The sequence below is a fragment of the Pseudonocardia sp. ICBG601 genome (assembly GCF_020496245.1).
In genome coordinates this window covers 3,418,621-3,433,839 of the sequence record NZ_JAHLJA010000148.1, presented here as the reverse complement: position 1 = coordinate 3,433,839, position 15,219 = coordinate 3,418,621, and the positions used below count along the sequence as shown (strand labels likewise).

Here is a 15,219-nt window from a genome sequence, read left to right as displayed (position 1 = left end):
TCGGTCCCGAGTTCGGACCGCAGGAGTCACGCCTGCGGTCGGGTCCATACTCCGACTCGCGGTCCATCCGCCACCCACCGCCGGGTCATCGGTCGGCCACTCGGAGCAGCTTCCTGAACACCGCGAACAGGAACGGCGCATCGGTGTCGAGGTAGAAGTGCCCGCCCGGGCGGGTGAACAGCCGGAAGGGCCCCGTCGTCACGGCGCGCCAGCCCTGCGCGTCGGCGGACGTGGCGCGGGGGTCGGCGTCTCCGACGACCGCCGTGACCGGGATGTCCAGCGGCGGGCCCGGGCGGAACCGGTGGCGGTCGAGGAGCCCGTAGTCACCGCGGATGACCGGCAGGAAGGCCGCGCGCACCTCCGGATCGCCGAGCAACGCCGTTCCGCGGCCGCCGAGCCGCCGGACGTCCGCGAGCACGGCCTCGTCGTCGGCCGGCAACCGCTCGGTGCAGGCCGACCGCGGTGACCGTCGTCCGGACACCACCAGAGCGGCGGACGGTGCACCGCGGGCCTGCAGCACCCGGCTCACCTCGTGGGCGACCACGGCGCCCATGCTGTGCCCGAACAGGACGGTGCGCCGCGACGCGGCGAGCGGCGCGACGACATCGGCCACCGCGGTGGCGAGGGTCATGAGATCGTCGGGGGCGGCCTCGGACCGGCGGTCGAAACGCCCCGGATAGTGGACGGGGAGGGCCGCCACGTCCGGCGCCAGCTCGACCGACCAGCGGTGGAAGTAGGCGGCGGTACCGCCCGCGTGCGGGAAGCACAGGAGTAACGGCGCCGCGGGGTCGACGTCACGCACGGGGACCAGCCAGGGGCGAGCCGCCGCCAACGCGGGCCCGGGAGCCGGGCTCACGGCACGGCCTCGGCCCGGAGGGACCTGGCCAGCGACAGCGCCCCGTGGAGGGACGACGTCCCCCCGAGCGCGGCCGCACGGACCTCCGGGACGGGATGCCCCACCCGCGCGTGTCCCGCCACCTCGTCCGCGACGACGGCTGCCAGGTCCGTGACACCGGCGGCGAACCCTCCGCCGATCACGGCGAGATCGACCCGCAACAGCTCCCCCACCCCGATGACCGCGGCGGCCAACGCCCGACCCGCCGCCCGGACCGCCCCGTCCGCCCACGGGGCACCGGCGCGCCATCCGTCGAGCAGCTGCTCATGGCCGGTCTCGTGTCCGAACGCGGCGCCCGCGGCCCGCAGCACCGCGGGCCCGGATGCGATCCCCTGCAGGCATCCGCGTCTGCCGCAGTCGCATCGTGGGCCGTCGAGCGCGACGATCATGTGCCCCACCTCGCAGGATCCGCGTCCCGACCGAGGGAGCAGCCGGCCGTCGGAGACGATCCCGCCGCCCACACCGGTTCCTACCCCGAGGTAGACCACATCCGACCGGCCGGCGTGCTCGGCCTCGGCCAGCGCCGCGAGATCTCCGTCGTCCGCGGTCGCGGTGGGGGTCGCGGGGAACAGATCCGCGACGAACCCGGCCCAGTCCAGGCCCACCCAGCTCGGGCGGTTCGGCCAGCTCGTCACGTTCCCCGACACGGCGACGGTCGCGGGGAGGGACACGCCGACGGCGCGGGATCCGCTCCCCATCGTGGCCACCGCTGCGCGCAGGAGAGCGAGATCGTCGGACCTGCTCGCCCCCTCTGACCACCGCACGACCGTCTCGTGCGGTGGGGTTCCGGCTCCCTCGCGACGCAGGGCGACCTTCGTCCCGCCGATGTCGATCGCCAGGATGCTCACCGGTCGCACCGCACGGGTGTGTCGGGCATCGTCCGTCCTCACCTGCTCGGGTAGCCGTCGCAGGTCAGCATCGGCGGCGACGCCCATCGCGGGCTCATCCCATGGTCACCGGCCGGGCACGTTCGGTGATCCGGGCCACAGCGACGTCGTCGGGCCCGCGCCGACCAGGACGGTCACATCGCTGTTCCCCAGGCGACCCGAATGTTCCCTCTACTGCCGGTCGCGCTGCCCACCGATGCTGCGAGACGCACACCCGTCTCGACGAAGGGACCCCCGTGTCCGCCGCTCCGTCCCGCACCGTCCCCCGCCCGGGGCTCACCCTGGCCCTGCTCGCCTTCGCCCAATTCATGACCGCGATCGACTTCGACATCGTCTTCGTCGCGCTCCCCGAGATCGGCCGCGACCTCGGCTTCACCGAACAGTCACTGCAGACCGTCGTCAGCGCCTACACCGTCGTCCTCGGCGGCTTCCTCCTGCTCGGCGGGCGGGCCGCGGACCGGCTGGGAGCGCGGCGCATGTTCGTCGTCGGGCTCGTGGTCTTCGGACTGTCCTCACTCGTCGCGGGCCTCGCGAGCGGCCCGACCGTGCTCGTGCTCGCCCGCGCCGTACAGGGGCTCGGCGCGGCGCTGCTCACCCCGTCCACCCTGAAGCTCGTCACCGCGCACTTCGCCGAGGGCCCCGCACGCAACAAAGCCCTCGCGGTCTGGGGAGCCGCGGGCGCGACCGGCGCCGCGGTCGGCGCCCTCGGCGGCGGGGTCCTCACCAGCCTGCTCGGCTGGGAATGGGTCTTCTTCGTCAACGTGCCCCTGATGGCCATCGCGCTCGCCGCGACACCGTCCCTGCTCAGCCGCGACCACGCGACGAGTGCCGGCGGGTTCGACCTGCCCGGCGCCGTCCTCGCCACCGCGGGGTTCACCCTCGTCGTCCTCGGCCTGGTGTCGGGCCCGGAGGTCGGCTGGCTCACCCCGCGCGGCGTCGGCGCGCTCGTACTCGGTCTCGTGCTGGTGGGCCTGTTCGTGCTCGTGGAGTCCCGCACCCACGACCCACTCGTACCCCTGCGCCTGTTCCGCAACCGCAACGTCGTCGCCGCCACCGTGGTGATCTTCGTCTTCATGGGGACCGTCGGCACCCAGTACTACCTGTTCACCACCTACCTGCAGACGGTGCTGGGCTACTCCCCGCTCACCGCGGGCTTCGCCTTCCTGCCGCTCAGCATCTGCAGCCTGCTCGCGTCGATGACGCTGGTCCCCCTGCTGCTGGGCAGGCTCGGCATCCGCACCACCCTCGTCATCGGTATGACGGGCGTGACCGCGTCGCTGGTGGTGCTGGCCCTCGGGATGTCCGTCGGCGGCTCCTACTGGGCCGTCCTGCCCGGTGTGCTCCTGTGGGGCACCTCGGCCGGGCTCGCGTTCCCCCCGCTGTTCGTCTCGGTGTCCACCGGCGTGGCACCCGAACAGCAGGGCGTCGCCTCCGCCCTGGCCTCGACCTCGCAGTACCTGGGCTCAGCGGTCGGCCTGGCCGCCCTGGTCGCGGTGGCCGGCGCCGGGCTGGGCCCCGACGCGACCCCGGACGCCGTCGTCGCGGGGCTGCGGCTCGCCGGGTGGGTGGCCGCGGCGGTCACCCTGGTCGGGGTCGGCCTGGCCGCGGCCATCCTGCGCCCTTCGCGCACCGCCCCGCAGGAGCAGCTGACGGGCGCATGAGCGGGTCCGGTCAGGCGAACTCGTGCGCGGCGACCGCGGCGACCTCGACCGCCTGCGCGCGGTTGAGCCGCGGGTCGCAGGCGGTGCGGTAGCGGTCGCCGAGGTCACCGGGTGCGACGGCGCCGCCGACGCACTCGGTGACGTCGTCGCCGGTGAGCTCGAGGTGCAGACCGCCGGGGTGGGTGCCCGCCGCCCGGTGCGCCGCGGCGTAGGCGCGCACCTCGGCCAGGACGCGGTCCAGACGGCGGGTCTTCAGTCCCGAGGCGGAGGTCTCGGTGTTGGCGTGCAGGGGATCGCACAGCCACGCGACCGGATGTCCGGCGGTCGCGACGGCCGCCAGGATCGGCGGCAGCGCATCCGCCACCCGCTCGGCACCCATCCGGACGATCAGCGAGAGCCGCCCCGGGAGGCGGCCCGGATCGAGCAGCCGCAGGTAGGACGAGACCTCGGCGGGTGTCGCTCCCGGCCCGATCTTGATCCCGACGGGGTTGTCCAGCAGGCGGAGCAGGGCGACGTGCGCCCCGTCGGCGTGCCGGGTGCGTTCGCCGATCCAGAGGAAGTGGCCCGATCCCCCGTAGAGGCCGGCCGTGGAGCGTCGGACCAGGGCGGACTCGTAGTCCAGCAGCAGCGCCTCGTGCCCGGCGAACACCTTCTGCGGGTGCGTCCGGATGCGGTCCAGGACGCTCGCCGCGTCCGCGTACGCGCGCAGCATCCGCTGGGGGTCGGCCGCGCGGGCGGCGCGCGTCCCGGTCGCCGAGTTGACGATGTCCCCCCGGTAGACCGGCAGGCCGTCGGCGTCCGAGGAGTTCGAGCGCGGCTTGGCGTACTGGCCCGCCATCCGGGCGATCCGCACGACCGGGGTGGTCGCGCCGCCGCGCAGCACGTCGGCGACGGCGCCCAGCGTCGCGAGGTTGCCCAGCAGGTGCTCGCGGGTGTTGCCGTCGAAGGTCTCCGCGCAGTCACCGCCGTGTACGACGAGGGCCTCGCCGCGCGCGACCTCGGCGAGACGGGTGCGCAGACCGACGACCTCGTCGGCGGCGACGAGCGGCGGCATGAGCGCCAGGGCACGACGGACCGCCGAGACCCGGCCCGGGTCGGGCCAGTCGGGCTGTTGGAGCGCGGGTCGCGCGGTGGCGGCGGCGATGCGCGCGGCGGCAGCACCGAGCGGGTCGGTCGGCAGCACGGGGGCCAGGGGGGTCATACCGGGGAGAGCCTTTCCGAACCGAGGTGGATGAGGAGGTCGTCGACGAGGGCTCGCGCCCCGGTCGTGTCGCTCGCCCCGCCGAAGAGGTAGAAGTCCGGACGGACCAGCGCGGCGACCGCGCCGGCGTCGGCCAACAGCGGCAGGTACACGTCGTCGTGGTCCTGGAGCACGCCCGCGGCGTCGCTCCCGGCCGGGGCGACCTGCACCAGGTGGGCACCGAGCCCGGCGAGCCGGGTGCGCCGTGCCGGATCGAGGAGCTCCTCGACCGGCAGCGTCGACAGCAGGACGAACCCGGTGCCGACGATGTCGTCGAACAGCCCGGTCACGCCGTCGCGCGTGACCGTTCCCTGGGGGCCGAGCACGCCGCCCAGCCCGGTGGGGTCCCTGCGGAGCACGCCTCGGGTCAGCGCGGTGACCGCGGGTTCGGCCGGTGTCCCGCGCCGGCGCGCGGCCGCGGCCGCCATCGCCGTGTCGCGGTCCGCGGCGGCCTTCGGGTCGGTCTGGCAGATGACCCGGCCGAGGTTCATCGACATGCCGATGGCGTGCTGCACGTGCGCCCGGCGTTCGACGGTGTAGCTGTCCAGCAGCGAGTCGGCGGCCGCGCCCCGCAGGACGAGGTCGAGCTTCCACGCGAGGTTCGCTGCGTCCCGCAGCCCCGAGCACATGCCCTGCCCGGCGAACGGCGGCATCAGGTGCGCGGCGTCCCCGGCGAGCAGGACCCGCCCGGAGCGCCAGTCGTTCGCGAACCGCGCCTGGAACGTGTAGACGGCGTGCCGGTCGAGGGTGGCGTTGCCCGGGTCGAGCCCGAACAGCCCCAGCAGCCGCCACGCCGAGTCGGCCGTGCCGAAGTCCGCCGGGTCCTCGTCGGGCAGCCGCATGAACTCCCACCGCCGGTGACCGGGTCCTGCCGACACCGCGGTGCGCGGGCGGGCGGGGTCGCAGACCTGCAGGTTGTTCGGCTCGAGGACCCGTCCGTCGTGCACGGTGACGTCGCAGGTCAGCCAGTCGTCGAAGTAGCCGAAGTCGGTCACGGGGAGGTCGAGGGCCGCGCGCACGGTGCTGTTGGCCCCGTCGCACCCGACGAGCCACGAGGCCTCGACCTCGAGCGGGTCCGGCCCCGCGGTCACCACCCGTACCCGGTCGGCGTCCTGGTCGAGGGCGATCACCTCGTGGCCCCGCAGCACGGTGACCCCTGGCGACGACTCGGCGCGCTCGGCCAGGGCCGACTCGAGGCCCGGCTGGTACACCGCGCTGGAGTCCGGGTGGCCCGACCGGCCGCGATCGGAGACGTCGACCTCGAACAGGACGGTGCCCGCGCCGTTCTGCCAGACGTAGTCCCGGGAGGGCTCCGTGACCTCGGCGAGCCGGTCACCGATGCCGGTGGCGGCGAGGATCCGGCCCGACTCGCCATCGAAGGAGACCGCGCGCGGCATCGGGTAGGGCCGGGGCCAACGCTCGAGCACCACGATCCGGCGTCCGGGGCGCGCCAGCAGCAGGGTCGCCACCTGCCCCACCGGGCCGAAGCCGACCACGACGACGTCGGCCTGCAGCGGCCCGCTCACCTCGGGCGCCGCAGGATGTCCGCCACGGCCTCGTCCAGGTCCGTCTGCGTCACCAGTCCGCGCAGTGTGTCCTTCCCGTCGTCGACGACGAGCAGCCTGCGCCCGATGAGGATCTTCTGGCCGTTGTCGGTGGCCCGGCCCCGCACGACCGTGCCCGCACCGGCGAGGAGGCGGGCGAACTCCTCCAGCCCGGTGTCCGGCCGCTGCCACTCGGCCAGGTCGCGAGGGTCGGTGTGCAGCCGGTAGACGGGCTGCCAGTCACCGACGCGGCCACGCCGCTGCACCACCTGGTAGCCGCCGTCGGGGACGACCCGGAAGTCGGCGCCCGACTGGTGCTGGACCTGCTCGCTCACCCGCAGTGGCTCGAGGTAGGAGGGCCCGACGAACCCGACGTCGACCAGCAGCAGCTCGCCCTCGACCCGTGCGAATGACAGGACGTGCTCGAGGTCCGGGCCGAACGAGCCGTCGGCCTGCCGGATCCCGGCCGCGAGCACTCCCACCTCGTAGCCGAGCCGGGCCAGCAGCTCCCGGAACAGGCCGTTGAGCTCGTAGCAGACGCCGCCGCGATCTCCGGTGACGATCTCGTCGAAGACCGCGTCGACGTCGATGTCGATCCCGGCCCACAGGTCGAGTCCCCGGCCCGCGTTGAGCGAGCTGTCGTACGGCAGGGTCGCCAGGTGGCGGCGGTGCAGCAGGGCGAGCGCCTCGCGGGTCGGTTCGGGGCGACTCGGCTGCCCGAGAACGGCGAGATAGCGGTCAACGTCGAACATCGGCGAGCTCCTGTGCGAGGTGGTCGGCGAGCAGCTGCGGCGTGGGGTGGTCGAAGATCAGCAGCGAGGGCAGCTCCAGGCCCGTCCGCGCCGCCAGCCGGTCCCGCACCTCCACCGCGGTCAGGGACGTGAACCCCGTCTCGAAGAACACCGCGTCCGGTGCGACGGCCTCGGGCCCGGGGTGCCCGAGGACCGCGGCGGCGGCGGCGCGCACGATCTCGGTCAGCGCGGCCACGAGCTCGTCCTCGGGGAGCACGGCCAGATCCGGCCCGGCGGTCAGGGTGTCGGTGTCGGTGTCGGTCACGGTGTCGGTCTCCGGTCGGGGTGTGGTCGTCACCTGGGGACTCTCCGAATCGAGCCAGTACCGTCGGCGCTGGAAGGCGTAGGTGGGCAGGGTGGTCGGGCGGGTGGACGTGCCCGCGTACAACGGGGACCAGTCCACGGGCACCCCGTGGACGTGCAGGGTGGCCAGCGAGGTCAGGAAGCGAGCGGGTCCGCCGTCGTCGCGGCGCAGGGAGCCGGTCACGGCCGCGACCGCGCCGGTCCCGTCGAGGCTCTCCTGGACGGCGCTGGTCAGGACGGGGTGGGCGCCGGCCTCGACGAACACCCGGTAGCCCTGTGCGACCAGCGCCGACGTGGCGTCGGCGAAGCCGACGGGTCGTCGGAGGTTGCGGTACCAGTAGTCCGCGTCGAGGGCCGTGCCGTCGACCCAGGCCCCCTCGACGGTCGAGTAGAAGGGGATGGTCGACGCCTGCGGGCGCACACTCGCCAGCGCCTCGCGCAGCTCGGTCTCGATCTTCTCGACGTGGGCGGTGTGCGAGGCATAGTCGACGGGGACCAGGCGTGCCCGGCCGCCCTCGGCCTCGACCTCGGCGACCAGCTCCCGCACCGCGTCGGGATCACCGGCGACGACGACGGACCGCGGGCTGTTCACCGCCGCGATCTCGAGCTCGTCCGCCCGGTGCCGGAGCCGGTCCGCGACCTCGTCGGGGGTGAGTGCCAGCGAGGCCATGCTCCCGTGCCCGGACAGCGTCTGCCCGATCAGCCTGCTGCGCGCCGCGACGACGAGCGCGCCGTCGGCGAGCGACAGGGCACCGGCCACGGTGGCGGCGGCGATCTCGCCCTGCGAGTGGCCGACGACGGCGTCCGGGCGAATCCCGAAGGACTCCCAGAGCCGGGCCAGCGCCACCCCGACCGCGAACGACACCGGTTGGACCACGTCCACCCGATCCAGCCCGGGAGCGCCGGACGCCCGGGTGAGCACCGCGCGCAGGTCCCAGTCGACGTGTGAACCCAGCGCCGTGGCCACCTCGTCGATCGCCTCCGTGAAGCGTGGCCAGGCCAGCAGCTCGGCGCCCATGCCCGCCCACTGCGCGCCCTGGCCGGGCAGGACCAGCGCGGTCCGGCCGTCGACCCGGGCGGACCCGGTGACCACGTGCGGGGCCGGGTCGCCCGCCGCCAGCGCGTGCAGCCCCGAGACCGCCTCCGCGCGCGACCCGGCGACGACGACCGCGCGGTGGGCGAGTGCCGCGCGGGAGGTGGTGAGGGACAGGGCGACGTCGGCGAGCCCGGTCTGTCCGACGTCGAGGGCGTCCGCGAGCCGGGCGGCCTGGGCCCGTAACCCCTCGGCGTCGACGCCGGACACCGCGAGCGGCACCGTTGCCGGTGGCGGGCCCGTCGGGCCGTCGTCGGCGGACGCCGACGGCGCCTCCTCCACGATCACGTGGGCGTTCGTCCCGCTGACCCCGAAGGAGGACACCCCGGCCCGGCGCGGGCTCCCACCCGGACGCCACTCCCGGGCCTCGGTGAGCAGCTCGACCGCGCCGCCGGACCAGTCCACCTGCGACGACGGCCGGTCCACGTGCAGGGTGGCCGGCAGGACGCCGTGCCGCATCGCCTCGAGGATCTTGATGATCCCCGCGACCCCGGCGGCCGCCTGGGTGTGGCCGATGTTGGACTTGAGCGAGCCGAGCAGCAGGGGCCGGTCGGCGGGCCGGTCGCGCCCGTAGGTGACCAGCAGGGCCTGGGCCTCGATCGGGTCGCCCAGCGTGGTCCCCGTCCCGTGCCCCTCGACGGCGTCGACGTCGGCCGGGCCGAGTCCGGCATCGGCGAGCGCCCGCGTGATCACCCGCTGCTGGGCGGGCCCGCTCGGGGCGGTGAGCCCGTTCGACGCGCCGTCCTGGTTGACCGCGGAGCCCCGGACGAGCCCCAGCACGGGGTGGCCGTTGCGGTGGGCGTCGGACAGACGTTCGAGCAGGAGCATCGCGGCCCCCTCGGCCCAGCCGGTGCCGTCCGCGGCGTCGGCGAAGGCCTTGCAGCGTCCGTCCGGGGCCAGCCCGCGCTGGCGGGAGAACTCGACGAACGGCGCGGGTCCGAAGAGGAGGGCGACACCGCCGGCCAGTGCGAGCGAGCACTCGCCGGCGCGCAGCGCCTGCGCCGCGAGATGCACGCCGACCAGCGAGGAGGAGCAGGCCGTGTCCACCGTGATCGCGGGCCCCTGCAGGCCGAGGGTGTAGGCGACCCGCCCGGACACCACGCTCCCGGAGTTGCCCGTACCGAGGAAGCCCTCCAACCCTTCGGGCACCTCGCGCAGTCCGGAGGCGTAGTCGTGGTACATCACACCGGTGTAGACCCCGGTGTCGCTGCCCTGCAGCGACGTGGGGTCGATGCCGGCCCGTTCCACGAGCTCCCAGGACAGCTCGAGCAGCAACCGCTGCTGCGGGTCCATCGCCAGCGCCTCGCGCGGGGAGATGCCGAAGAAGCCGGCGTCGAAGTCCCCCGCACCGTCGACGAAGCCGCCCTCCCGGACGTACGAGCGGCCCGCCGCGCCGGGGTCGGGGTCGTAGAGGGCCTCGACGTCCCAGCCGCGGTCGGTCGGGAACTCCGCGACCGCGTCCCGGCCCGCGGCGACGAGCTCCCACAGGTCCTCCGGTGAACGGACACCGCCGGGCAGCCGGCAGGCCGCCGCCACGACGGCGATGGGCTCCGAGCGCGTCACCGCGCCGCTGCGCAGCCGCTCGTTCTCCACCAACGCGGCCCGCAGAGCCGCCACCAACCGGTCGTCGGTCATCGGCCGGCACCTCCCAACGCTCGTGCGATCAGGTCGTCGACCTGCATGGACTCGATGAGGTCGATCTCGCCCGGCACCGCGGCCGCCGGCACGTCCGGTGCGGGCTCGCCCCACAGCTCGTCGCGTAGCCGCCGGGCGAGCGCCGTGGGCGTCGGATGGTCGAAGACCACCGTCGCGGGCAGTGCCACCCCGGCCGCGGCGGCCAGCCGGTTGCGCAGTTCGACGGCGGCGAGCGAGTCGAACCCGGCCTCACGGAAGGCCTGGGTGGCGGCCACGGCGTCGATGTCGGCGTGGCCGAGCACCGCCGCGGTCTGCCTGCGGACCAGCTCGACGAGCTCGCGCACCCGGTCGGCGTCGGTCCGCTCCGAGAGTCGGTCCCGCAGCGACACCGGGGGTGCGGACGGCGTCCCGGCGGCGCCTGTGGGGGCGGTGGGGCGCGGGGCCCGGACCAGGTCGCCCAGCAGGACGGGCAACGTCCCGTCCGCTGCCTGTCCGCGCAGGGCCGCGACGTCGAAACGGGTCGGCAGCACCACCGGGTCCGCACCGCCCAGGCCCGCGTCGAAGAGCGCGAGCGCCTCCTCCGTCGAGAGCCCGCGCAGCCCCGCGCGGTCGAGCCGGCGGCGGTCCGCCCCGGCCGTGAGGCCGCTGGTCTCCGACCACAGCCCCCAGGCCAGCGAGACGGCGGGGAGGTCCGCGGCGCGGCGCAGGGCGGCGAGCCCGTCGAGGAACCCGTTGGCCGCCGCGTAGTTCCCCTGCCCCGGGGTGCCGAACGTGCCGGCGCCCGAGGAGAACAGCACCAGGTCCGCCAGGTCGGCGTCCCGGGTCAGCTCGTGCAGGTTCCAGGCGCCGTCGACCTTGGGTCGGAACACCGCGTCCACACGCTCGGGAGTCAGTGCGGTCAGCACGCCGTCGTCGAGCACACCCGCCGCGTGGACCACCGCCGTCAGCGGATGGTCGGCGGGGACCGCGGCGAGCACGGCCGCCAGTGCCGCCCGGTCGGCGACGTCGGCCGCGGCGAACCGCACCTGCGTGCCGATCTCGGCCAGCTCGGCCCGCAGCGCGGGGTCCTCCGTCGCGGTGCGGCCGACGAGCACGAGGTGCCGGACGCCACGGGTGCGGGCGACGTGCCGGGCCACGGCGGTTCCGAGGGTGCCCGTGCCGCCGGTGATCAGCACCGTCCCGTCGGGGTCCCACGGGCGACCGGCGCCCCCGGCGGACGCGCGGGCGAGCCGGGGCACGAAGGCCTCGCCTGCGCGGAGCAGCACCTGCGGCTCCCCCGACGCGACGACGGCGGGCAGCAGGGGGTCCGCGGCGTCCGCGGCGGCGACCAGCGTGATCCGGCCGGGCTCCTCCGACTGCGCGGTGCGCACCAGGCCCCACACGCCCCCGGTGACCGGGTCGTCGAGGTCCGCGCCGGTCACGACGACCACCGGACCCTCGACGGCGCGCAGCGCGTCGAGCACGGTCGTCGCGGCGGCCCGGGCGGCGGCGGGCGGTGCTCCCGGGTCCGCGGCGGTGAGGTCGACGACGGGCGGCAGGTCCGTGGCCGACGCGCCTGCCAGGACGAGCGGGCGCCACACGACCCGGTACAGGTCGTCGACCGGGGCCGGTCCCGCCTCCGCGGCGGGCCGCAGGGTCGCCTCCGCGGCGGGCCGCAGTGTCAGCGCCTCGACCGTCGCCACGAGCCCGCCCGCCGGGTCCGTGGCCACGAGTGCGAAGACGTCCTGGCCGAGCCGCCGCACGCGCACCCGCAGGGCGGTGGCCCCGGTCGCGTGTACCCGCACGCCCTCCCAGGCGAAGGGGAGCAACCGACGGCGGGCCTCGGCGGGCCGCACGAGGCTCATGGCCTGCAGGGCCGCGTCGAGCAGCGCAGGGTGCACGACGAACGGGGGACCGTCGGTCACCGCCTCCGCGGGCAGGGCGACGTCGACGACGATCTCGTCCGCGTCGGTCGTCCGCCACGCCGCCCGCAGACCGCGGAAGGCGGGGCCGTACCCGTACCCCCGGTCACCGAGGTCGGTGTAGAAGGCGTCGAGCGCGATCCGCTCCCCGGGGTCCGCGAGGACCTGTCCGGCCGGGTGCTCGCCGACACCGAGGTAGCCGCGGGCGTGGCGGGTCCAGTCGTCCGGGCCGTCCTGTCGTCGGGCATGGACGCCGACCGGACGCCTGCCCGTGCCGTCGACCTCGCCCACGGTCACCCGGACCTCGACCGCGCCGCGGTCCGGCAGCGTCAGCGGCTCCTCGACCAGCAGCTCCTCCACGACGGGGGACCCGGACTCCTCGGCTGCGGGCAGCACGAGCTCCAGCAGCCCGGTGGCGGGGAGCAGGACCCGGCCCTCGACCGCATGATCGGCCAGCCAGGGGTGCCGGGACAGGGAGAGGACCCCCGATCCGACCGCGCCACCGGTCTCGGGCAGCGAGACCACGGCGTCGAGCAGGGGGTGGTGGAGGTTCCGGTCGTCGCCGGGGCGCAGCCAGTACCGCTCGTGACGGAACGGGTAGGTGGGGAGGTCGACCGGCCCGGGGGGTTCGGCACCGAACGCGGGCCGCAGGTCCACCGGGACCCCACGGATCCAGAGCTGTGCGGCCGAGGCGAGGAACCGGTCGAGGCCGCCGTCGTCGCGGCGCAGCGTCCCGGTCACCACCGACGGCTCGCCCGCCGCGTCGAGCGCCTCCTCGATCGCGCCGGTCAGCACGGCGTGCGGACTGACCTCGACGAACGCCCGGTGCCCGTCCGCGACCAGTGCCTCGACCGCCTCGGCGAACCGGACGGTCCGGCGCAGGTTCCGGTACCAGTAGTCGCCGTCGAGCTCGCCCGGCCGCACCCAACGCCCGTCGACCGTGGAGTAGAAGGGCACGAGCGGCCGCCCCGGTCGCAGCCCGTCGAGAGCCCGCAGGATCTCCGTCTCGGTGTGGTCCACCGCGGCGGTGTGCGAGGCGTAGTCGACCGGGATGCGACGGACCCGCACCCCCGCCGCGTCGAGTTCGGTGGCCAGGTCGTCGAGGGCCGCCCGCTCGCCCGCGAGCACCACCGACGAGGGTCCGTTCACCGCGGCGACCTCGGCCCGCCCCGCGGCCCGGTTCCGCGCCAGCGCCTCGGGCAGTCCGACCGCCAGCATCCCGCCGCCCCCGGCCGGGCCCGCGGCGATGGCACGACTGCGCGCGACGACGACCCGGGCCGCGTCCGACAGGGACAGGACGCCCGCCACGTACGCCGCGGCGATCTCGCCCTGGGAGTGGCCGACGACCGCGTCCGGCACCACGCCGTGGGCCCGCCACAGCGCGGCCAGCCCCACGGCCACGGCGAAGGACAGCGGTTGGACGACGTCGACCCGGGTCGGTCCGGGCACCGCCCGCACCTGGGCCACCGGGTCCCAGTCGACCAGCTCGGCCAGGGCCGCGGCCGCCTCGTCGAAGGCGTGGGCGAACACGGGAGACTCGTCGAGCAACGCGGCGCCCATCCCGGACCACTGGGCACCCTGACCGGGAAAGACCAGGACGGTGCGACCGTCGACGTCCGCGCGGCCGGTCACCAGGTTCGCCGCGGGCCGGGAGCCGGCGAGCGCGCGCAGGCCCGAGGCGGTCCGCTCGGCGCTCGCCGCGACCACGACCGCGCGCTCGTCGAGGGCGGCCCGAGTGGTCGCGAGGCCGAACCCGAGGGCGCGCGGGTCCCGGTCGGCGACGGCGAGCAGGCGTTCCGCCTGGGCCCGCAGTGCCGCAGCGGATCGCCCGGAGATCGCGAGCGGCACCGGCGCGCCCGTCGGTGCCGTGCGGGGCGCCTCCTCGGGCGTCACCTCCTCGAGCACGACGTGGGCGTTCGTCCCGCTCACCCCGAACGAGGACACGGCCGCCCGCCGGGGCCCGTCCGGCGAGGCCCAGTCCCTGTTCTCGGTGAGCAGCGCCACGTCGCCGTCGGACCAGTCGACCTTCGACGTCGGCGTCTCGGCGTGCAGGGTCCTGGGCAGCGTCCGGTGGCGCAGCGCGCCGATCACCTTCAGGATCCCGGCGACCCCCGCCGCGGCCTGGGTGTGGCCGAGGTTGGACTTGACCGAGCCCAGGTGGACGGGCCGCCGCGGGCTGCGGCCCTGCCCGTAGGTGGCGAGGACGGCCTGGGCCTCGATCGGGTCCCCGAGCGGTGTGCCCGTGCCGTGCGCCTCGACCAGGTCGACGTCGGCGGTGGTCAGGCCCGCGTCGGTCAGCGCGGCGCGGATGACCCGCTCCTGCGACGGGCCGTTCGGTGCCGTGAGCCCGGCCGAGGCCCCGTCCTGGTTGACCGCGGTCCCGCGGATCACCGCGAGCACCGGGTGGCCGTGGCGGCGGGCGTCGGAGAGGCGCTCCAGCAGCAGGAGCCCGGCGCCCTCGGCCAGGCCGGTGCCGTCCGCGCCGTCGGCGAACGCCTTGCAGCGCCCGTCGCGGGCCAGGCCGCGCTGGCGGGCGAAGTCCACGAACACCTCGGGGGTGCCCATGATCGCGGCGCCACCGGCGAGCGCGAGGTCGGTCTCCCCCGAGCGCAGGGACCGAACCGCGAGGTGGACCGCCACCAGCGACGACGAGCACGCCGTGTCCACGGTGAGCGCCGGACCCTGCAGGCCCAGGGTGTAGGAGATCCGGCCCGAGGCGACGCTGCCCGAGTTGCCGATCCCGAAGTAGCCCTCCAGTCCCTCCGGCAGCGTGATCCGGTTCGCCGCGTAGTCGTGGTACATCAGGCCCGCGTAGACGCCGACCGGGGCGCCGCGGAGCGAGGTCGGGTCGATCCGCCCCCGTTCGAAGGCCTCCCAGGCCAGTTCCAGCAGCTGCCGCTGCTGGGGGTCGATCGCCAGTGCCTCGCGTGGGGAGATGCCGAACAGCGCCGCGTCGAAGCCGCCCGCCTCGTCGAGGAATCCGCCCTCAGTGGCGTAGGTGGTGCCGACCCGGTCGGCGTCGTCGTCGAACAGCGCGTCCAGCGGCCAGCCGCGGTCGACCGGGAAGGGCGCGATCGCGTCGCGGCCCTCGGCCACCAGCCGCCACAGGTCCTCCGGGGTGCGCACCCCGCCGGGCAGCCGGCAGGCGCCCGACACGACCGCGATCGGCTCGGAGCGCGCGTCCTCCAGCTCCTGCAGCCGGGCCCGCGTCCGGCGCAGCTCGCCGAGCGTGGCCTTGAGGTACTCGCGCAGCTTGTCGTCGTCCGCCA

6 protein-coding genes and 2 pseudogenes are annotated in these 15,219 nt (G+C 75.5%); 1 reads left to right on the top strand and 7 read right to left on the bottom strand.

The window, feature by feature from the left end:
- Positions 1-85: 85 nt before the first annotated feature.
- Entirely contained in the window at positions 86-802 is a 717-nt protein-coding gene (locus KPL57_RS45605; protein WP_226356564.1) for a thioesterase II family protein, read from the bottom strand.
- Positions 803-852: 50 nt separating this feature from the next.
- Positions 853-1,743: an ROK family protein gene (locus KPL57_RS45600; RefSeq protein ID WP_226356563.1), complete on the bottom strand. Its 891-nt coding sequence runs from the start codon at positions 1,741-1,743 to the stop codon at positions 853-855.
- A 275-nt stretch (positions 1,744-2,018) separates the two neighbouring features.
- Between KPL57_RS45600 and KPL57_RS45595 the strand changes: the two genes are divergently transcribed.
- Positions 2,019-3,443: an MFS transporter gene (locus tag KPL57_RS45595; protein WP_226356562.1), complete on the top strand. Its 1,425-nt coding sequence runs from the start codon at positions 2,019-2,021 to the stop codon at positions 3,441-3,443.
- A 10-nt stretch (positions 3,444-3,453) separates the two neighbouring features.
- On the opposite strand, the gene KPL57_RS45590 is transcribed toward KPL57_RS45595, so the two are convergent.
- The 5 genes and pseudogenes from KPL57_RS45590 to KPL57_RS45570 form a co-directional block, all read right to left on the bottom strand.
- Positions 3,454-4,644 carry a 3-deoxy-7-phosphoheptulonate synthase gene (locus tag KPL57_RS45590; RefSeq protein ID WP_226356561.1) on the bottom strand — a complete coding sequence of 397 codons (1,191 nt, stop codon included), beginning with the start codon at positions 4,642-4,644 and terminating at the stop codon, positions 3,454-3,456.
- Positions 4,641-6,209, bottom strand: a complete 1,569-nt coding sequence (locus tag KPL57_RS45585; protein WP_226356560.1) for a bifunctional 3-(3-hydroxy-phenyl)propionate/3-hydroxycinnamic acid hydroxylase — start codon at positions 6,207-6,209, stop codon at positions 4,641-4,643. The genes KPL57_RS45590 and KPL57_RS45585 overlap by 4 nt, the downstream gene beginning before the upstream one ends.
- Entirely contained in the window at positions 6,206-6,979 is a 774-nt protein-coding gene (locus KPL57_RS45580) for an arylamine N-acetyltransferase (RefSeq protein WP_226356559.1), read from the bottom strand. The genes KPL57_RS45585 and KPL57_RS45580 overlap by 4 nt, the downstream gene beginning before the upstream one ends.
- Positions 6,966-10,040 (bottom strand): annotated as a pseudogene (locus tag KPL57_RS45575) (type I polyketide synthase); the annotation flags it as partial. The gene KPL57_RS45580 and the pseudogene KPL57_RS45575, both read right to left, overlap by 14 nt.
- A gap of 5 nt (positions 10,041-10,045) precedes the next feature.
- Positions 10,046-15,217, bottom strand: a pseudogene (locus KPL57_RS45570) (SDR family NAD(P)-dependent oxidoreductase); the annotation flags it as partial.
- Between the last annotated feature and the right edge of the window lie 2 nt (positions 15,218-15,219).

Excerpts from the sequence above, each read along its gene's own strand:
- KPL57_RS45590 (WP_226356561.1), bottom strand. The coding sequence starts at position 4,644 with ATGACCCCCCTGGCCCCCGTGCTGCCGACCGACCCGCTCGGTGCTGCC.
- KPL57_RS45580 (WP_226356559.1), bottom strand. The coding sequence starts at position 6,979 with ATGTTCGACGTTGACCGCTATCTCGCCGTTCTCGGGCAGCCGAGTCGC.